The sequence below is a fragment of the Candidatus Moraniibacteriota bacterium genome, assembly GCA_016699425.1.
In the GTDB taxonomy this organism is placed as follows: Bacteria; Patescibacteriota; Minisyncoccia; order Moranbacterales; family UBA1568; genus SSEF01.
In genome coordinates, this window is the sequence record CP064975.1 from 309037 (window position 1) to 329668 (window position 20632).

Below are 20632 nucleotides of genomic sequence, written 5' to 3' on the forward strand. Positions count from 1 at the left end.
ATGCTGACCGTATGCAATGGAAGGAAGTGTTCAGAGTCGCCTCAGTCCCGGTCATTATTGCTTCATTGTGCTGCCTGTCGCCGGTGATGCTTGTTCTGCTCGGTCTCTCGACGGTTGGATTTGCTGCGTCGCTTTCGGACACCTTCTATGGCGAGTACAAGTGGCTGTTCCGTCTGGCCGGACTCCTCGCGCTCGGACTCGCCTATCTCGTTCACTTGCGCCGACAGGGCATTTGTACGCTCGATCAGGCCAAGCGTGAGCGAAACCGCATCGTGAACGGCCTCCTTGTCACACTCATCGCGGGTGTCATCGGGTACATCTTCTTCCTCTACGTGGTCGTCGAGTATCTTGGCCGCTGGCTCCAGATCTGGAAGTAGTCATTCTCATACTATGTTAAACACCCCGATTTTTTATTTGGTCCGGAAGATCTGGCAACTCTCGAACGAGAATCGTCGCCAGGTGGTTTTCTACGTGGGGCTGTTTGTGATGTCGAACGCTGTCATGCTGCTCCAGCCAATCATCATGGCGCATATCCTGAACTTGATCCAGGAGAACGGGGTGAATCAGGAGAATATCGTCTGGCTCATCGCTTTTATGGCCTCGTTGCCGCTGCTTGATTTCGTGACATGGTGTTTCCACGGTCCGGCGCGTGTCATGGAACGGAGAAATGCCTTCCTCGTTCGAGCCAACTACCGGCAGTATCTCTTGTCAGGGACGATGGCGCTCCCCATGGAGTGGCATGTCGATCATCACTCGGGCGATACGATCGATCGGATTGAAAAGGGATGCAATGCGGTGTATCAGTTCACCGAGCATGGCTTCCAGGTTGTCGAGGCGATTGTTCGTTTCGCTGGTTCCCTCATCGCGCTCGCGCTTTTCGACCTCAGTGCGATCTGGGTAGTTTGCCTGGTTGTGTTTGTCGCGCTCCGGATCATCCTGACCTTCGACAAGCGGCTCGTTCCGCAGTATCGTGAACTCAATCGTGCCGAAAATAAAATTGCGGCCAAAGTCTATGATGCGCTCAGCAATATCTCGACCGTCATCATCCTCCGGGTCGAACACCTCATCGAACACGATCTGGTGAAGGCGATTCGTAAGCCACTCACACTCTACATGCACAACAGCCGATTGAATGAATGGAAGTGGTTTTCGGCGAGTATGAGTGCGGGCCTCTTGCAGTTTCTCGTACTGGGGATGTATACGCTCCTCGCTTTCCGCCATGGAGAGGTACTCTTGGCCGGGACCCTCTTCGCCCTCTTCAGTTATACGAATCGGATCAATGATGTCTTTTTCACCTTTGCCTACCTCTACAATGACATCGTGCGTGAACGGACGGCGGTCATGAACGCCGAAGAAATCGCCGAGTCATTTCCGACGCAGATCGATCAGGAATCCAAGACTCCGCATCAATGGGAGGTGTGTCGAGTGCACCATCTCAACTTCACCTATGCAGCCGAGACGCGTGCGAAGCAACAGCTCTCAGATATCGAACTCTCGTGGCGTCGGGGTGAGAAGATCGCAGTCATTGGCGAGAGCGGCAGCGGCAGGACCACGTTCCTCAAGATCGTTCGGGGACTCCATACGCCTCAATCTGGCGTGGTGGAACTTGATGGACGGCCGTTGAAGAACGGATTCATCAGCATGAGCGAGGATATCGCGCTCATCCCACAGGATCCAGAGATTTTCGCGACGACAATCCGGGACAATATCACCATGGGCGTGGATCACTCCGACGAGGAAGTGCTGCAGTATGCCGAGCGGGCCCGTTTCGCCTCAGTCATCGGACGGTTGCCTCGGGGGCTGGACTCCTCTATCGTAGAGAAAGGCGTTAATTTGAGCGGCGGGGAGAAGCAGCGTTTGGCGCTCGCTCGCGGTCTTTTGGCTTCCGAGGAGAAATCCATTCTCCTGTTGGATGAGTCGACTTCGAGCGTAGATGCGACGAATGAATTGGCGATCTACGAGCAGATCTTCGAGACCTATCGCGACAAGACCGTGATTGCGTCGATTCACCGCCTCCATCTGCTCCAGATGTTTGATAAGATTTACATGTTCGAGCACGGGGTGATCGTTGCTCAGGGCTCTTTCACCGAGCTTCTCGAGTCGTCTGAACGCTTTGCGAAGCAGTGGGAACAATACTCAAAAACGCACAAGAGTTGACGTCATGAGCAGAATATGCCAGAATAACCTGATTTCGTAACTAACACTATCCGCATGAGTTTCCATCACCTCGGTATCGCCCCCGGACTCCTCGCTGTCCTCGACGAGCTTAAGTTCATCACCCCGACGCCTATCCAGGAACGCTCCATCCCGATCGCCATCACCGGCAAGGATGTAATGGGTATCGCGCAGACGGGGACGGGCAAGACACTCGCCTTCGGTATCCCGATGATCGGTCGCATCCTCGAAGACAAGACGCGGCAGGGGCTCATCATGCTCCCGACGCGCGAACTCGCCCTTCAGGTCGATGAGACCTTCCAGCGCATCGGCCGGAAGCTCGGCATCCGCACGGCGGTCCTCATCGGTGGTGACTCGATGGAGAAACAAAAGCGTCAGATCCGAGCCAACCCGCATGTCATCATCGCCACACCTGGTCGCCTGAATGATCACCTCGGCCAGCGAACCGTGACACTTGAGCACGTCCGCATCCTCGTCCTCGACGAAGCCGACCACATGCTCGATATGGGTTTCGCGCCGCAGATCGCGGAAGTCGTGAAGCATGTCCCGAAAGAGCGTCAGACGATGCTGTTCTCGGCGACTATGCCGAATGAAGTCATCCGACTCGCCACGTCGTATCTCCAGATTCCGATTCGGGTCGAAGTCGCTCCGCCGGGCACCGCGGTCGAAAAGATCTCTCAGGAATTGTTCTTCGTCCCGCATATGGAGAAGCTCGACCTGCTCCTGAAGCTCCTCGGTGAATACTCGGGCAGCGTACTTGTTTTCACACGGACCAAATTTATCGCCAAGCGCATCGCGTTGTCGCTGCGGAACAAGGGGCATCAGGCGGTGGAAATCCACTCGAACCGTTCGCTCAGCCAGCGCCGCGAAGCACTCGACGGTTTCAAGGCGGGCCGCTACCGCGTCATGGTGGCGACCGATATCGCCGCGCGCGGTATCGACGTCTCGGGTATCGAGGTCGTCATCAATTATGATCTGCCGGAAAAGGCGGAAGACTATGTCCATCGGATCGGCCGCACCGCTCGCGCGGGTCGTGAGGGCCGGGCGATTTCCTTCGCGACACCCGATCAAAAGGGCAATGTCCGCGACATCGAACGGCTCATGCGTATCACGCTCCCAATCAAGGGCGGAGTAGTCCCAGAGGGTGAGCCTCGGGCAGTGAAGAGTGTCCGCCGTGTGGCAACGTCACCACGTTCCTCATCTCGCCCCGGTACACGTCACTTCGGCCGCCGCCGCTAGCTCTTGTCCTGGGAAATATTTGGTGCTAGGTTCGGAGGACTATTCTTTTCAAATTCATTTGGAGGAGCACGACGATACGACCTCACTATCGAGCGTTATGGTATTACGGTGGGCCGTATAGGTCACGACAGGAAAGCAATCCTTCAACGGTTTTTTCTTTGGTTGAACGAAAGGAGGTTGTACAGTATGAGAGTCGAAATGAATCGATATCGTTCACGGAGCACTGCGAGTGCCTCTCAGCGGATAAGCGGGGTGGCATTTATCGATCCAATTCAGCTGGAAGGCGAGTCTCTAGCTGAACGCGAGCGACGGGTGAGCGAAGCGGTAATGCAAGCCGTCTGTCAATGGCAACATTCGGGTGATCCACGTACACTCGAGGTGACGCGATGCTCAGTCGGGTCGCCGCGTGGACCACACAACAACGTCGCGTACATCGAACTTGTCTACGGTTTCAAAGGGAGGAAGGAAGGATGGCGATGCGGTTTCTCGGTTTCACATTCTGACGCCAATGGTTTCCGCCTGTGGACCGAAGTCCGGAATCCGATTCGGACCAGACAGTGAGTTCCTCATTGTTCCCCTGTTGCGCGCTGCGTGGCGGAGACTTTTCTTTATAATGCTACGATAGAGGCATGAATTTCCGAAAGGCGATTATTTATATTCTCGGGGCGGCCGCTATCGGTTGGGGAGTTTACTATTCCTTGAAGTATTTTACCGAGCGAGCCGATGAGGGGATGACATTCGATCAGGCGATTCCTGCGCCGGTTGTCGAGGAAGAGCAAGTGATCGAGGCCGAACCGGTTCCCGTCCCTGAAATTATTCCCGAAGTCTCGGTAGCCGCCAAGCCGAGGACCTGGCCAGATGTGCCATTTATTTCCCAGGCGCCGACAGGGGAGTGGGCCAGAAGTGAATTTCAAAACGGCTGTGAGGAAGCTTCGGCGCTGATGGTCGCGGCCTGGCGAACCGGAAGGACATACACTCAAGACGAAGCGAAGCGTGAGCTCATCGCGATGGCACGCTTCCAGGAGAAAGTGATCGGCCAGGGTATCGATACGGATGTAGCGAATACAGCCGAGATTCTGCTCAGGGACTACTTTGATATCGCTGATTATGAAATCGTCTATGACTTCGTGCTCGATGATTTGAAACAAGTCACCGGGAAGGGACTCGTCATCGTTCCGACGAATGGCCAAGCCCTGAAGAATTCAAACTTCACTCGTCCTGGGCCGCTGCAGCACATGCTCGTGGTGACGGGGTATGATGCGGCAGCAAAAGAATTCATCACAAATGATCCCGGGACGCGCAAGGGCGAGGGCTACCGCTATCCGGAAGGAGTGCTGTTTGATGCAATCCGCGAGTATCCGACGGGCAAACATTTGCCGATTACGACCGAACGCAAAGCGATGATTGTCGTTCCTGGGAGTTGACTTGAAGAATTAGCCTCGGTAAAATAGATGTACCTCACAAGGGGTTAATCAATTAAGGAAAGGTCTATGACCCAACTTTTGAGAAACCCCTGCGCTCGAGAGCTTTCTTAGAGTGACCCAACCCTCTTGTCCCAAAAAGGACTTAAGGAGGCGAATCTGATAAAGCTTGGTGTTGGCTACAGGGGTGAATGTTTTTCCTTACCAACACTAAGGAAAGCAACACCCAGTCTGAAAAACTCTTTTAGGCAAAGAGCTGATAAACCTGTGTCGCAGAGAGAACTGCGTTATAAACTCCAGGAGTCTGTAGGACTGTCGAGTACTATGTGTGTTGGAGAAACCGGTTGCAGGCCTAACTGCACCGGTTTTTAGTCACCCTTGATTTTTTGGTGTTTTGTGCTAACGTAGCAGCACAGTTTTTCTGTTCGTTCCACAACTACACGGAGGTTTCTATGGTTGACAAGCTGAAGGTGAGGTATTTCCTCGAAATTAAGTCAGGGGAATCGAATGCGGTGGTGGCGGCATATTTGGCCGAATACTGTATCGGTGAAGAGGCCTGGTCGCGCAATCAGGAAGATACGAAGGGGGGGGTTCATGATGTGTGCGAGGTGCCGGGGTTCAAAGTACTGAAGCTCGCACAGTCCATCGCACGTCAGGATTCGCGTATTCGGTTTGGCTATTGGGAGCGCAAGAGTGTTCGAGCGCGGCTATCCCCAGCGTCATTCCTTCTCGAACAGGGGAAAACCCGCCGATCGGCAAAGTACCGGAGAGCCGAAGCGGCCACACCACCACCCAAATCAAGGCTCACGTCAGCGCTTAGGTGAGTCTTGAAGACGTCGAAAAGTATTAGCCGGTCGGGGAGCAACAGCTTCCCAGCCGGTTTTTTCATGGTCGTAAACTTGGGTAGTAATTAGGTGAAGCGAGCGTGGGTTATTCAGGAGATAAAAAAAAGACCACGTACCAATTGCTCTGGGTAGTACGTGGTTGGAGGGGGCGCCCCTCCGAAAAAGGACAATGTTCAGGTGAGAGGTTGCTGTTGCGGTGGTGACTTCATGCGAGCCAGGCATTGTCGTACCATCCGCGCGAGAATGCGGTAGTGGGTCAGATACCACTGGTCTCCGAGTATGATCCCGTGTACTTTGGCCACTGCCCGGAAATGTTTCCGAAAGCGACTGTGATCGAGCTGTCGCTTCCCGGCTTGATCCTCCATGAGCGCGAGAATCTGCGCACGCATGGCGTAGTAGTAATCAGGGTGATTGCGTTTCGCCACATTGCCCTCCCTTTGGTAAGTTACTTTCGTGATAGGATACACCGTTAGTACAGGATTGTCAACGAGGTCGAGTTGCGATAGCATGACTACTCACTATGTCTCATCCCTGGCAGAAGAAAATCAGTGTGACTCGCTTCCTGAAAAGGAACTCATTGCCTGAAACCCCGGGCATATATTTCTTTCTGGGTCTGGACGATGAAATCCTCTACATCGGCAAGGCCACAATCTTGTCAGACCGGGTGAAAAGCTATTTCGGCCCCGACCTGGAGGAGACGCGTGGGCCGAAGCTCGTCCTCATGCGTGAGCGCGTCCTGGCCATCGGTTGGATCCAGCTCGATTCGGTGCTCGAGGCGCTCATCCGGGAAGGACAGCTCATCAAGCAGCACTTACCGCCGTACAATACCGATGCGAAGGATGACAAGAGCTATAACTTTGTCGTCATCACGAAAGAAAACTATCCGCGCATCCTGCTCGTCCGCGAGCGCGACATCGAGACAGGGAAATTCGTCTTCCCGATCAAGGAGAAATTCGGGCCCTACCCGCGCGGGGAAGCACTTCGGACGGCACTTCGGATCGTGCGGCAGATCTTCCCGTATCGGGACAAGTGTGTGCCGTATGCCGAACTCACTGATGAACAAAGGAAAAAAGCGCGCCCGTGTTTCCAGGCGCAGATCGGCCTGTGCCCGGGCGTTTGTGCCGGCACGATCTCGGCGGTCGAGTATCGGAAGACGGTGAAACGGATCGCACTATTTTTTGGCGGACAGAAAGCCGATCTCGTGAAGAATCTGGAACGCGAGATGAAAGTCGCAGCCAAGGACTTGCGTTTTGAGGAAGCCCAGGAGATCAAAAAGCTTCTCTTTGACCTGGGCCATATCCGCGATGTCGCGCTCATGAAGGCGGACCGCGAGGAAACATCCGCAGCGCGGATCGAAGCGTATGATACGGCACACCTCCAGGGCGAGGCGACGGTCGGCGTCATGACGGTCGTGCAGCACGCACTCGCGAAGAAGAGCCAGTACCGGTTGTTCAAGCTCCGCAATGCTCATGGGGGCGATGACCTGTCAGCCTTGGAAGAAATTCTGACGCGCCGCCTGGCGCACAGCGAGTGGACCTTGCCCGAGCTCATCGTCGTCGACGGGGCACTCCTTCAAAGTGATGTAGCGACCCGGATCTTGAAGAAGCGGGGACTGACCATCCCCGTCGTCGGTGTGGTGAAGAATGCGAAGCACCGGCCTGACCGCATCATCGGGCCACGTGGGTTGGTGAAGCGCTTCGAACACGATATCCTCCTCGCCAATGCCGAAGCGCATCGTTTCGCCATCGGCTTCCACCGCAAAAAGAAACGTGAACAATTCCTCCAGGGGTAGTGTTTTTTTGGAAATCGAGGTTTTACCCTCTTGAGTAGAGGTTCTAGTGGTGTCTAGACTTCGGAGTAGCTAAAATTGAGGCTTACAAGTCTCTTTTTTGCACCCCCGGAGAGAACGTGAGAACCTGGTATACTTTGTTTATAATGATGACTCTGGATAACAAAACTACCTTTGCAGTAATCGCCATGCTCATAAACGCAGGGTGTTTTATTAATTACGTACGAAGTATCCTGCAACATAAAACGAAACCACATGCTTACACTTGGCTTATCTGGTGTATCACACAAGGAACGGCTGTAGCAGCTATCTGGTATGGGAATGGCGGTTGGGGAGCTTGGGCATTGATAGTATCCACAATCTTTGTTGCTCTTGTATTTTTACTTTCTCTTCGGTACGGAACACGAAACATAACCAGGAGCGATACCGCTATTCTTTTCTTCGCCCTGCTTGCAATTGTCGTATGGTGGCAATTAGATAACCCATATCTCGCCGTGGCTATGGTTTCCATCATTGATGTTATTGGGTATATCCCTAGTTGGCGGAAATCTATTAGCGCTCCCTGGTCTGAAGCAGTGTCATCGTGGATAGCTTCCCCAGTTGGGTATATCTTTGCCATGCTTGCGCTGATGGAATACAATTTTCTCACCCTTACCTACCCCGTATTACTTGTGCTGGCGAACCTTATCCTAGTAACGATTTGTCTTTACTACAGAAGAACAATTCCTAAGCCACTACCAATAGGCTCTAAATATTGTCTGTCGGATGGGATAACTAAAAAGAGCCTTACAAAAGCCTCTTTTTAGTGCTCGTAAAGTACGCGTGCTATATTGAGTATGTATTTATGAAGAGACAAACTTAGCCATATGTCGATTGAATCGAAGTTTTATGCTGTTCCGGATGAATCCAGGATACCTTCAGGAAAAAAAGATAAGGTGATGACTGAGGTGGATAGGTTGCAAGGGACATTAGAAAGGCTATTTCCCATGCCATGCAAATACGGTGCATGTGGGGTTGGGGAGTACTCGGGGGTGACTATAATGGACCGCTTGATCGACACGGAAGAGACCAGAATAGGAAAAGCCCCCACGGACAAGGCAAAAGAACAGCTTACAGGCGTTGCTAACAGAGCTGTGGAAAATAATAACCCGCTTGCTTTGGTTGGAATTTATGGAACGCCCAGAAGTTTAGATCGACCGGAATTAAATGTTGCTCAGCTTGCGGATTTGTCAGCTATTATGATGGTGCAGGCAGCCATGGATCGGATTCATTCAGCTCATTCTCCGGGAGTGAGCTATAGGGCTGTTGATGAAGATCTTACCGCTCTCTGGTTAGATATAGCACAGCACCCACTAGGAAAGGAGGGCGGGGAAAAATTTAAGTCCATTTACAGCAAATACTATAAGGATAGGAAGCGGCTCATTGATTTACTTGAGCAAAAAGGATTAATTAATGTTGGTAAAACCAAGATTGAGTTGCTTTCGGAGAGTGATCTATATAAGGGTTCATTGGAAAAAAAAGGAGATAGTATGTCTGCGGAAGAGTCTTTTTTAGGGAAGTGTGAGACAGTGAGGCCGCACATCCTTAATTACTTGACTGCAAGTGGAGAAATAATGGATAAACTTTATGGGGAAGATGACAAGCAATGGGTAAGCGCGGAGGATGATCCTCAGCTTTGGAGTAGGTATCAACTTTTGATTAGCGAAACAAAGGAGTGTAAGGACCTTCTGAACACGGGATGGCAGGGTCTTATCCCTCCAGAAATGAGGAAATATTATCTAGAGAAGTTTAGATGTATATTAGGCGGGGCTGACTTACGGGCCAGTGACCCGAAACTTCTTTTTCATGTAGCGACGTATCTTTCTTCTACCCTAGTAAAATTCCAAGCGGGAACTTTAACAGAGGGGATCCCTGCAGGCACTCCTGTTATTCGAGTACCTCTTGTACGACCAGTTGATGGCAGACCCTCTTCACATCAGTCTTTGGTCCCCTTGAGGACGTTACCAAAAGTGAAGGGCGATATGGATAAAAGAGTTAGCCACTCTAATAGGGCTGCTTGGTTAAGTGTTGCGGTCCAGGGCAACAAGAAATTGAGGCTAGTAGATACGGCCGAGTACGCGGAACTTCCGGAGGAGTTAGTAGTTCCCGTACAAATTTACATGGTTGCACCCGATAACGGGGCAGGGTCGTATCTCGTAGATACGGCTATCATGTTGTCCGATTCATAGTAACTCGAATATCATTCGGAAAGAGTTATGTCCTTAGAATCGCGTTTAACATTTTCAAGCCGAGAACGCAGTGAAACGATGGATGAAGCCGAAGCGGGTGTGATTCGCTATTTATCCAGAATACAGGAAGCTCAGCGGGAGTTTGATGACATTGTAGCAGGGAAAACTGTCTTGCTTGTCGATTCTGGACAAGGTGTTCCACAACATGCGTTTGCCAGGAGGGTAGAGAATCTCAGGGGCATGGGATTTGAGGCCCTCTCGAAAATGGTTATCGAAAAAATTTTTGGCGGAAAGGTTCCCGCTAGTGCGCTTGAAAGCTTCCAGCAGTTTTTGGGCCATGGTGTTCGGATTGTCCATCGAGATGTAGCGGATACAACAAGCCTGCCGAGCGATATTTCCGCGGTGGTATTTTCAGGTTCACCTGCAGATGTCAGTAAGGCATTTAGCGACCCATCTAGGTCGATACACAGAGATAGTCGGTTGACCCATGGTCAGGTTTTTCAGTTCGTCCGAAGAGTGTATGAGGGGGCGGCGGAAAAAAATATACCCATAATTGGTTTCTGCTATGGGCATCAAGCCATGGCTGCACTAGAAGGGGGGAAAGTAAGCCCCTTGAAAGAGCCTCGACAGAGGTTTCAAAAGATGGAATTACTGGATGACTCAAGAGAGTTTCTCGGAGGAGTTTTTGTCGATCGCCCCCCTCTTTCCATCCACGGCGGAGAACTTCCGGTCAACCATAGCGAAGCAGTAACGCCAAACCCGCAGCGCAGTATGCTCCTCATGCATACTACTGAAAGAGATTCATTAGTAGCAGAGGGTCTGCTTCATCTATCTGGGCTGGAAAACAAGTATAGCGGCACTCCTCAAGAAAGAGCCGCACTTCTCCAGTCTCTTCTCGAAGACGATAAGGGGGCGGCGAAGCTCGGGATTCAGGCTCACCCAGAGATAGCTGGTTTTTATCCCATGATGAACTTTTCGTTGGGAGCTGACCCGAGCGTATTCCGTAGATCAGCAGAAAATGATATATCCCCGGAGATGTTACGATTGATTGCGCGGTTCCTCCAGCTTCACAAGAAATTTAGAGCTTGATCAAGTTTCTCTGGGCCGGGCCACGTGGGTTGGTGAAGCGCTTCGAACACGATATCCTCCTCGCCAATGCCGAAGCGCATCGTTTCGCTATCGGCTTCCATCGGAAGAAAAGGCGTGAGTCGTTTCTCCAGGGCTAAGAGAACCCTTAGGGAAGCCCTTACTCGACCCTAGACAGAACAACTGAAAAAGTGTATACTGTCGCTTCGAACCTTAATAATCACAGACCGTTTGCCAAAGCACAGAGTCCTTTCACGTGGAGGTCGAACCTCCAAGTGAAGAGAGGTTTCTCTGCTCTGGCAAACTCGAATCTTTCGAGAGCTTATAGCGGCTACCCGCAAGGACTAGCATAGTTAGGAGACTGCAATGTGCACCTCTATTTCATTCCCGCAAGTTACGAAGATTCACGACACTCTCGTGCAAAAGGGTGTCACACCGGAAGTGTTTCAAGAAAGATTGTTAGGTGAAGGCCGTATCGCGGATGTCGCCGAAGCTTGTGTGGCCGGAACCATCCCGCCTCGCGACGAGTTCCGCAAGTTCCTCGGCCTCGGCCCGCTTTACAAGACCGACAAGCACGGCCGTATCCTCGTCACCCTCACTGGCCGTGGCTGGACGAATGAGGAGTGGTTCAAGCACGGCGAGGCTGTCGGGATGAACTTCACCAAATGGGCGAGCGATATTCTCGGCAAGCCCGACTACAACGAGAAGCATCGTCTGGAACCCGGCAAGCAATACACGGTGGCGCTCTTGTTCGGCAAGAAGGAGTTCGACACTGATGTCGAGCGCACGACAGCAAACCTGCGGGCCCGAGGCGAGCGTGATTACGGGAAATCCGATGACCTTCGTGGCGAACTTGCACTCCTCATCCGGGAAGCCATCTCTGACGAACAGTTGGAGCGTTGGAGGATCGACTACACCGCCGTGCTCCACGAGCCCATCATTAGTTCCGGCGGTAACCCGAGCATCCTCGGCTCGGACCGTTTCGACGATGGGCAGCAGGTGCGTGCCTACGTCGGTGGCCCGGGCGACCGCTGGGGCGGTCTTGGAGCCTTCGCGTTCCCCGTCTCGCAATAAGCACTCTGGACTTTGTATCTTTGGTCTCTTAGACCCTTGATACTGAGTCCTTTGACCCCGCATTTTACCGAACGGTAGCGGCGGGGTTTTCTTTTTCTCAATCCGACAATGGGGAGCGGATACATGAAATATCGGCGACCTTGGCCGTTGGATGGTCGGGCTCGCTCTCTCAATTCCATACTTTTCACTCTAGCAGGTGCGGCGGTTTACCCACGCGCAAAAATCTGCTATACTCGGAAACAATTCGTCTTCTGTACCGCACAACGTATGCCAGGAAAAAAGAGCGTCATTGAAATTCGTGGAGCTCGCGTGAACAATCTGAAGAACATCGACATTGACATCCCGCGGGACTGTCTGGTCGTGGTGACGGGTTTGTCGGGATCAGGGAAGTCGTCGCTCGCGTTTGATACCCTGTACGCCGAGGCGAACCGGCGCTATGTCGAGAGTCTCTCGGCGTATGCCCGGAACTTCATGGAGGGGTATGACAAACCGGATGTCGACACGATCCGCAACCTGTCGCCGGCTATCTCGATCGACCAGAAGAGCGTCTCGCGCAGTCCGCGCTCGACGGTGGGCACAATGACGGAAGTGTATGACTATCTGCGCCTGCTCTTTGCCAAGGTCGGCCAGCCCCATTGCCCGAAATGTGCTCAGACGCTTTCCCGTAAGACACCGGTCGCGATCCTCGAAGAAATCCTGTCTTTGCCAAACAATTCGCCGCTGGTCTTTGCCGCCGACAGCCCGCTCCTAGCCGGGAAGAACTGGGGAGAGGCCCTCAGACTCATCGATGACTGGGGCTTTGTCCGGGTCTGGTACCGGGACACCGCAGTCGCTTTGGCCGAACTGCGCAACACCGTTGATCTGATGGCACTGGCAGAGTGTCTCGTCATCGTCGATCGGTTGAATCTCGATACGGCGCGGCCAGATAAGGAACGCATGCTCGATTCGATCCATACGGCCTTTCAGACTGGGCAGGGGGTGATGCAGCTCTTGGTCGACGGAGAGCGTCTCCATACCTATCACGAGCACTATCGCTGTGAGGCCTGCCAGATCGAACTGCCCGAGTTTTCACCCGCCCATTTTTCCTTCAATAGTCCCGAAGGTGCCTGTCCGACCTGCGGCGGCCTTGGTGTCACGCTCGAATTCGACCCCGCACTCGTCATCCCCAATGAATCCTTGTCCATTTCTGAAGGGGCGATCCGACCGTGGAGCAAGATGAACAGCGATCGCGGCAATGGCAATGGGCCGATGGCGCTCCTGCGCGAGATGGCGAAGCGCGAGAAGATCCCGCTCGATGTGCCGGTGAAGAAACTTTCACAGAAACAACGGACCTATATCTTGCGCGGTGATGCCAAGCGCGACTTGGCCGACGAATTTGGTTTCCCTGGTGTGCTCGGCTTGCTCGAACGCAAATACCGCGAGACGAAGTCTGATCACCTGCGGGCGGAAATTGAGACCTTCATGTTCATGCGGCGCTGTCCGGATTGCGGTGGGAAACGGCTCCGCTCCGAATCGCTCTCTGTCTTCATCGCTGGAAAAAACATCAACGATTTCGTCGGTCAATCCATTGAAGATCTCCGTGGATTTTTCCGGGACCTGCGTCCTCAGCTCTTGCAAGAAGGCGAAGTGAAATCACTCATCGAGCCATTGTTCAATGAAATGGAGATGCGGCTCTCGGCCGTCGATAAGGTGGGCCTGGGCTATCTCTCGCTCTCACGAAGCGCGGATACGCTCTCGGGTGGCGAGGCGCAGCGGATTCGACTCTCGGTCCAGATCAAGTCCGGCCTCTCCGGTATTATTTATGTTCTCGACGAACCATCGGTCGGGCTGCATAGCCGTGATACGGACCGGCTTATCCGGGCGCTCGAGGAGTTGCGTGGTGCCAACAACTCGCTCGTCGTCGTCGAACATGATGTCGCGATTATGCGCAAAGCGGATTGGATCATCGACCTCGGTCCTGGTGCGGGCAAAGAGGGCGGTGAGATTATCTTCTCGGGCACACCGGAAAAGCTCATGAAGTCGAAACTCTTGACGGGGCAGTACCTGTCCGGTAAACGTCTGGTACAGGAAGCAAGGGCGCCACGCAAGGGAAGCGGGAAGGCGATCGTGATCGAAGGTGCTACAGAGCATAATCTGAAAAATGTGACTGTCGAGATCCCGCTGGGGAAATTTATCACGGTCTCGGGTGTCTCGGGCTCGGGGAAGTCGACCTTGGTCCACGATATCCTCTCGCGGGCATTGTCTCGGCACTTCTATCAGGCGCGGACTGATCCGGGGGCGCATCGGGCACTCAAGGGCATCGATCAGATCGATAAGGTCATCACGGTGACCCAGGATCCGATTGGCCGGACCCCGCGCTCGAATGCGGCGACCTATACGGGTATCTTTAGCCTCGTCCGCGATGTCTTTGCCGCGACGCCGGAAGCCGTCAAGGATCGATATTCCGCTTCGTATTTCAGTTTCAATATGCGCGGCGGGCGCTGTGAGGTCTGCCAGGGTGGGGGATTGAAGAAAATCGAGATGTATTTGCTCCCCGATATCTATATTCCATGCGAAGTCTGCGGGGGCACTCGGTACAATGCAAAGACGCTCGCGATTCAGTATCGCGGACTGAATATCTCGGATGTCCTCCGCATGACAGTGACCGAAGCGCGGCATTTCTTCTTGGACCAGCCGATGATCGAAGAGAAACTTCGCGTGCTCGAAGAAGTTGGTCTCGGCTATCTCGTCCTGGGCCAAAGTGCCCCCAATCTCTCAGGCGGTGAGGCCCAGCGGATCAAGCTGGCGACAGAACTGGCACGCAAATCAACTGGCAAAACGCTCTATATCCTCGACGAGCCAACCATCGGTCTTCACTTCGAAGACGTCCGCCGGCTGCTCGAGGTCTTGAATGCACTCGTCGACAAAGGGAATACGGTGCTCGTCGTCGAACACAACACCGATGTCATCCGGGCCTCGGATTGGGTCATCGATATGGGGCCGGAGGGCGGGGACCGGGGCGGGGAACTGGTGTTTTGCGGCGTTCCCGAGAAATTAAAGAAATCAAAAGCGGGCTTCACCGGAAAGTATCTGTAATCAATCTCGCTATGCTCAGGAAGGCGGCTTTGGCGACGATCGCTTACTACGACGCATTGGAGTACCCATTGACGGAATTCGAAGTCTGGAAGCATCTGGTGACGACGCGGGATGATCCGATGACAGGTTGTCCGATACTTGGCCAAGTCGCGGCCGCACTCGACGGACTCGTTCATGATCGTGTGGTGTCCCGCTGCCAGGGCTTTGTGATATTGCCTGGGCGAGAGGCCTTGATACAGGAACGGATCCGGAGCGAGAAATACTCTGTCCCCAAGATCAAGCGCGCCACTCGGTTGGTTCGATTCATCGCTTGGGTTCCGTTTGTCAGACTCATCGCTTTGACAGGCAGTCTCTCGATGAAGTACGGGGATCGCGACAGTGACTGGGATCTGTTCGTCGTCCTCCGACAGGGGGCGATCTGGCGCGGCCGGACAGCACTCTCGCTCGTGCTTCAGCTCATGGGGAAGCGCCGCCATGGACAACACATCGAGAACCGGGCTTGCCTGAATCATTTTGTGACCGATGGCAGTTTGGAGATCACCATGCAGGATTACTTTTCGGCGAGCGAATACCGTTTCATGTATACGCTCTTCGGCCGTGAAACCGAACGGCGTTTCGAACTTGCAAACCGTTGGATGGCTCGGATCAAACCGACCTATCAGCCAACCGTCTTGCCGAACCATTGGCTTCGTCCCGTCTCGCGTTTCCAAAGCCAATGGCAGCAGTGGCTTGAGCGTGCGCTTGACTGGCCAGGCTATGAAGCGTACCTGTCTCGTTGGCAGAGAGGGAAGATCGCGCGCAATCCGAAAACACAGACTCCAGGTGCCTTCATCATCGCGACGGACGAGGCGCTCATCTTCCTGCCACATCCCAAGGGACCAGTCGTCTTCGATCGCTTCAAGGAACGGCTGACCATCCATGGACTCTCGGCCTGATATGGTGGGTCTGCGTGGTATACTGAAACAAAAGAAACACCAACCAGAAAACGGCTATGCCGAAGTATTTATATACAGCCAAGAATATAGCGTCCGGGGAGACGAAGGGGGGCGAGATCAGTGGCAAGGATGAGAAACAGGTCGCCCAGGAACTCCGGACTCAAGGGTTTCTCGTCACGTCTATCAAATGCATCGAAGCGGCCTCGGACGGGACGCAGGTCAAGTTTCTTGATCGTTTCCGGACGGTTCCGCTCAAGGAGAAAATGGTCTTCACCCGAAACCTCGCAGTTATGGTTTCATCGGGCCTGACGGTGTCGCGGGCGATCCATAATCTCTCCGTCCAGACCCGGAATCGGTATTTTCAGAAAATCCTCTTGAGCGTCTATGACGACGTCCAAGCTGGCAAGCAGCTCTCTGAGGGCCTGGCCAAGTATCCGGCGGTGTTCAACGAGCTCTTCGTCAATATGATTTCGGTCGGCGAAGTTTCAGGTAATCTCGAGGAAGTCCTCGAGATCCTGGCGCTGCAGCTGGAGAAAGAGAATGACCTTCTGTCCAAGGTCCGGGGTGCGATGATTTATCCCGCGGTGATCGTCGTCGCGATGATCGGTATCGCGACCCTGATGCTGACCTATATCCTCCCCAAGATCACGGGAGTGTTTATGGATATGGATGTGAAGCTGCCGGCGACAACCCTTTTCATCATCCACTTGTCTGATCTACTCCGAGCGCATTGGCTCATCGCGATCCTCCTCGTCATCGGAGCCGTCGTCGGTTTCCGGGCAGCAGCGAAGACCGAGGCTGGCGGGTACGCCATTGATTGGCTTGTCATCCGGCTGCCAATCGTCGGCAATATCATAGTCAAGGTGAATTGTGCCCGTTTTGCGCGTATCCACAGCTCACTTCTCAAGAGCGGCGTCTCGGTCATCAACGCACTGACCATCGTGTCACGGACACTGGGCAATGTCCACTACAAAGAAGCCCTCGTTCAGGGTATCGAAGAAGTTCAGAAGGGGACGGAGCTTTCCAAGATCATCGAGCGGTATCCGGTACTGTTTCCCATTCTGGTGCCGCAGATCATCCAAGTGGGAGAGGAGACCGGAAAAACGGAGAACGTGTTGCAGCGGTTGGCAGAGTTCTATGAGGAAGAGGTCTCGCAGATCACCAAAAACATGTCATCAATCATCGAGCCGATCCTCATGCTCCTCATCGGAGGTATGGTCGGGTTTATGGCGGTGGCGATGCTCCAGCCGATGTACAGCGTTCTCGAAAACATCCAGTAGTACCCTATGCAATACCTGAGTCAGCGGAGATGGCACCGAAGGGGGTTCACCCTCATTGAAGCGCTGGTGTTTCTTTTCCTTTTTGCATTGATCACGACCGTGTTCTTTCAGACCTTCGCCTATGGCACGGCGCTCATCCAGCAGTCGAAGAACCGGCTGGGAGCCATCGCGCTCGCCAATCAGAAGATGGAGATCGTCCGGAGTCTGGACTATGACAATATCGGGACAATCTCAGGCATCCCCGCTGGCGATATCGCACAGGACGAAACAGTTCAGGTGAACAATATGCACTATGAGGTGCATACGTTCATCCAATATGTCGATGATGCCTATGACGGCACGCTGGGTGGCAGCCCGAATGATCTCGTTCCCAATGATTCCAAACGGGTGCGCATCGAAGTCGTTTGGGGAGACGAAAGCGAAGCGGAAAAGGTGGCGCTCTTTTCGACCTTTGCTCCGCCGGGCATCGAGCAGTCCGTGGGTGGCGGCATCTTGTCGATCAATATCCTCGACTCAGAGGGCAACGGTCTGTCGGGCGCGACGGTGCATATCACCAATAGTTCGGTCAGCCCATCGATAGACGTGACGACGACGACGGATGCGACGGGCAATCTTTTCCTCATTGGCGCCCCGGCGAGTTCTCAGGGGTACCACGTGACCTTTTCGAAGGGGGGTCATTTCGGGAGCGCCACGTATGCGCCGTATCCGACGACGGCTTTTATCCCGGTGGATGTCCATGCTTCGGTCGTGAACGCAGTCGTGAATCAAGCTTCCTTCGTGATGGATCAGTCCTCGACGCTTGAGCTTCGGACGAAGGATCCGTTCGATGCGGATATCCCAGATATCGATTATCGAATCGATGGCGGTCGCCAGATCGGGACGCAGTCGGGGACGGGCGTGGCGGTATTAGATTTCGGGATGGATGATTCGACCGATACGGATGGCGAACATGACTACGCCAATCGTAGCTACGGCAGTTATACCTGGACGCTTGATCCTGGAGAGACCGGGTACACGTTCATTCGTCTCGAGCCTGAGTCGACCTCGGCCCCAAACCTCATCCCGTTGGCGCCGGGAACGACTCAAGGAGTGGCGATGATTCTCGCCGACGAAGCCGTGAATGGAGTCCTCTTCACCGTGACAAATTCCACTGATGCGACGGAGGTTAGCGGTGCGTCGGTCCAGCTCACCAACACGACGCTCACGTATGATGAGACGGTCACCACGAGTCAATATGGAAAAGCCTATTTCCCCGAGACGGCGACGCCGGGTATGGTCGCCGCGACCTATGATTATGAGATTACGGCTGCGGGGTACGATACTGAAACGGGGACGGTCACGGTCACTGCCGGACTCGAACCGATAACCGTCGATCTGACTCCATCTTGATGACCGAACAACGTATGTCGCTGTTTCAAAAACACCTCAAAGGGATGACTTTAGTCGAGATGCTCGTGGCGATTTTCATTATGGGTATCGGTACTATTGGCTTTACACTCCTCTTTTCGAGCAGCTGGAAGACGAATAAGTTCATCCTTGAGACCGGGGTGACGGCGGTCCAGGTGAACCGGGCCTCGAGCGACATCATCAACAACCTTCGCAAAGTTCGTCAGGCCGATAATGGCGATTATCCCATCGAGTCAGGCGATGATTTCGATATCCAGGTGTATCTCGACATCGATAATGATGGGGTGACGGAACGGGTGCACTATTGGCTCGATACAGCCAATGATCAGCTGATGCGTGGCGTGCGCGAGCCATCGGCGGCGACACCACCGACGTATGCGTCAGGGGACGGCACGACGAGCATTATCGCGAACTACATCGTCAATGAAGCGGCTCAGCCCGTGTTCTACTACTATAATGAGAACTATCCGGGTGATACCGTGAACAATCCGATCGCGACACCGATTGCCATCGAGGATGTGCGGCTCGTCCGGGTGCTCCTCCGGATGAATATCGATCCGATCAAGGCGCCGAATAATATCAATGTGGAATCCTTCGTGGACCTCCGTAACTTGGAATCCTATGACAACTAGCCGACCGATGAGAAGCCAGCGCGGGAGTGCGCTCGTCTACGGTCTCATCATTATGGCCGTGGTGCAGATCATTCTCGTGTCCATCATCCAATTCGTCACCTCCAACATTAAGTACTCGCTCCAGATCCGCTCGCGTGAGCAGTCGATCCAAATTGCCGAAGCAGGGATCGATTTCTATCGTTGGTATCTGGCGCACAATGTCGAAGGGAAGACGGCCTCGCAGATCCAGGCGTTCTGGACGAGCGGAACCGCCTATGGAGTGGGGACCCCGTACGAACATGATTACTCGGATCCATCGGGCGGAGTGGTTGGACGGTATCGTCTGGAAGTGACGCCGCCGACCACGGGATCGACTATTGCGATTGTGAAGTCCACCGCCTGGACTTATCGGTATCCGGATCTGGTCCGCGTCCTCCAAGTCCGGCTCAGGCGGCCGTCTTGGAGTGAGAGTGCTGTCTTGGCGAATGACTTCATGCGTTTTGGGGCAGGCACCGAAGTATTCGGGAAAATTCACTCGAATGTCGGAATCCGCTTTGATGGTGTTGCCCACAATGTCATCACGAGTGCAGTTACCGATTACAATGACCCGGACCATACCGGCGGCAATGAGTTCGGGGTGCATACCCATGATTCACCGACGGATCCCTTGCCCCCGGCTGCTGTCCCGGCTCGAACGGATGTCTTCGAGGCAGGCCGACAGTTTCCGGTAGCCACGATCGATTTCAACGGCGTCTTGGGCGACCTCAGTCTGATGAAGACAGCGGCTCAGGGAACAGGGTCGTATTACAATGGTACGGGCGCGAATAATCTCGGGACGCGGATCATTTTGAAATCCAACGGAACATACGATACGTGTAAAGTGAACACGTATAACACGAGTTATTCGATAACGAGGTATACCCGGAACAGCGGGAGTGGTACGTGTAACTCATGTTCCGGGCTCTGTCTCAGCAATCATTCGATACCCGATGATGGAGTGATATTTGTCGAGGACAATGCCTGGGTGGAGGGGACGATCAATGACCGGAAGGTGACGATCGCGGCGGCAGATCTTTTGGGCGGACCGGCTCCATCGGTCTATATCCTGAACGATATTCGGTATACGAATACTGATGGGCGCGACATCATTGGCATCGTTGGTCAGAACAATATCGAAATCGCCTGGGCGAGTGAGAACGACCTCCGGATCGATGCCGCACTCTTGGCGCAACAGGGGCGAGTCGGTCGTGAACACTACGTCGATAAGGGCTACTCGCCCGACTCGAAATCTGTCATCACTGTGTACGGTGCCATCGCGACCAATCTTCGCTACGGTTTTGCCTGGACCGATGGAACGGGCTATACGACGCGCAACCTGTACTACGATAACAACCTCTTGTACTACCCGCCACCGTATTTTCCGACAGGGACACAGTACGAGCTCGATCTCTGGGAAGAATTGTAGCA

The 20632-nt window shown here is 53.7% G+C and carries 18 protein-coding genes; 17 read left to right on the top strand and 1 reads right to left on the bottom strand.

The window, feature by feature from the left end:
• Positions 1 to 11 precede the first annotated feature (11 nt).
• The 5 genes from IPJ68_01535 to IPJ68_01555 all read left to right on the top strand — a co-directional run bounded on the left by IPJ68_01535 (position 12) and on the right by IPJ68_01555 (position 5659).
• Positions 12 to 377, top strand: coding sequence for a hypothetical protein (locus tag IPJ68_01535; protein ID QQR78935.1), 366 nt, complete (start codon positions 12 to 14; stop codon positions 375 to 377).
• Positions 378 to 390: 13 nt separating this feature from the next.
• Positions 391 to 2157 carry an ABC transporter ATP-binding protein gene (locus tag IPJ68_01540; protein QQR78936.1) on the top strand — a complete coding sequence of 589 codons (1767 nt, stop codon included), beginning with the start codon at positions 391 to 393 and terminating at the stop codon, positions 2155 to 2157.
• A gap of 54 nt (positions 2158 to 2211) precedes the next feature.
• Entirely contained in the window at positions 2212 to 3414 is a 1203-nt protein-coding gene (locus IPJ68_01545; GenBank protein ID QQR78937.1) for a DEAD/DEAH box helicase, read from the top strand.
• A 629-nt stretch (positions 3415 to 4043) separates the two neighbouring features.
• Positions 4044 to 4838 (top strand): C39 family peptidase, encoded by a 795-nt coding sequence (locus tag IPJ68_01550; protein ID QQR78938.1) that lies wholly within the window; start codon positions 4044 to 4046, stop codon positions 4836 to 4838.
• Between the two features lie 449 nt (positions 4839 to 5287).
• Positions 5288 to 5659 (top strand): hypothetical protein, encoded by a 372-nt coding sequence (locus IPJ68_01555; GenBank protein QQR78939.1) that lies wholly within the window; start codon positions 5288 to 5290, stop codon positions 5657 to 5659.
• Between the two features lie 194 nt (positions 5660 to 5853).
• On the opposite strand, the gene IPJ68_01560 is transcribed toward IPJ68_01555, so the two are convergent.
• On the bottom strand, positions 5854 to 6189 hold the full coding sequence (locus IPJ68_01560) for a hypothetical protein (protein ID QQR78940.1): 336 nt from the start codon (positions 6187 to 6189) through the stop codon (positions 5854 to 5856).
• An 11-nt stretch (positions 6190 to 6200) separates the two neighbouring features.
• Here IPJ68_01560 and IPJ68_01565 point away from each other — a divergent pair, with 11 nt between their 5' ends.
• The 12 genes from IPJ68_01565 to IPJ68_01620 all read left to right on the top strand — a co-directional run bounded on the left by IPJ68_01565 (position 6201) and on the right by IPJ68_01620 (position 20630).
• Positions 6201 to 7472, top strand: a complete 1272-nt coding sequence (locus IPJ68_01565; protein ID QQR78941.1) for a hypothetical protein — start codon at positions 6201 to 6203, stop codon at positions 7470 to 7472.
• Positions 7473 to 7615: 143 nt separating this feature from the next.
• Positions 7616 to 8275, top strand: a complete 660-nt coding sequence (locus IPJ68_01570) for a hypothetical protein (protein QQR78942.1) — start codon at positions 7616 to 7618, stop codon at positions 8273 to 8275.
• A gap of 60 nt (positions 8276 to 8335) precedes the next feature.
• A complete protein-coding gene (locus IPJ68_01575) occupies positions 8336 to 9697 on the top strand; it encodes a hypothetical protein (GenBank protein ID QQR78943.1) in 1362 nt (453 codons plus the stop codon).
• Positions 9698 to 9724: 27 nt separating this feature from the next.
• Positions 9725 to 10786: a gamma-glutamyl-gamma-aminobutyrate hydrolase family protein gene (locus tag IPJ68_01580; protein ID QQR78944.1), complete on the top strand. Its 1062-nt coding sequence runs from the start codon at positions 9725 to 9727 to the stop codon at positions 10784 to 10786.
• Positions 10783 to 10923, top strand: a complete 141-nt coding sequence (locus tag IPJ68_01585) for a hypothetical protein (protein QQR78945.1) — start codon at positions 10783 to 10785, stop codon at positions 10921 to 10923. Before IPJ68_01580 ends, IPJ68_01585 begins: the two co-directional genes overlap by 4 nt.
• A gap of 226 nt (positions 10924 to 11149) precedes the next feature.
• Complete coding sequence (locus IPJ68_01590; protein QQR78946.1) at positions 11150 to 11857, top strand: hypothetical protein; 708 nt, start codon at positions 11150 to 11152, stop codon at positions 11855 to 11857.
• Between the two features lie 267 nt (positions 11858 to 12124).
• Positions 12125 to 14932 carry an excinuclease ABC subunit UvrA gene (gene uvrA / locus IPJ68_01595; GenBank protein QQR78947.1) on the top strand — a complete coding sequence of 936 codons (2808 nt, stop codon included), beginning with the start codon at positions 12125 to 12127 and terminating at the stop codon, positions 14930 to 14932.
• A gap of 11 nt (positions 14933 to 14943) precedes the next feature.
• A complete protein-coding gene (locus tag IPJ68_01600; GenBank protein ID QQR78948.1) occupies positions 14944 to 15867 on the top strand; it encodes a hypothetical protein in 924 nt (307 codons plus the stop codon).
• 56 nt (positions 15868 to 15923) lie between these two features.
• A complete protein-coding gene (locus tag IPJ68_01605) occupies positions 15924 to 17147 on the top strand; it encodes a type II secretion system F family protein (GenBank protein QQR78949.1) in 1224 nt (407 codons plus the stop codon).
• A 6-nt stretch (positions 17148 to 17153) separates the two neighbouring features.
• The gene (locus tag IPJ68_01610) at positions 17154 to 18536 is read left to right on the top strand and encodes a prepilin-type N-terminal cleavage/methylation domain-containing protein (protein QQR78950.1); all 1383 of its coding nucleotides are present in this window, start codon (positions 17154 to 17156) and stop codon (positions 18534 to 18536) included.
• 14 nt (positions 18537 to 18550) lie between these two features.
• A complete protein-coding gene (locus IPJ68_01615) occupies positions 18551 to 19186 on the top strand; it encodes a type II secretion system protein (protein ID QQR78951.1) in 636 nt (211 codons plus the stop codon).
• The gene (locus tag IPJ68_01620) at positions 19176 to 20630 is read left to right on the top strand and encodes a pilus assembly PilX N-terminal domain-containing protein (GenBank protein QQR78952.1); all 1455 of its coding nucleotides are present in this window, start codon (positions 19176 to 19178) and stop codon (positions 20628 to 20630) included. Before IPJ68_01615 ends, IPJ68_01620 begins: the two co-directional genes overlap by 11 nt.
• The last annotated feature ends 2 nt before the right edge of the window (positions 20631 to 20632 follow it).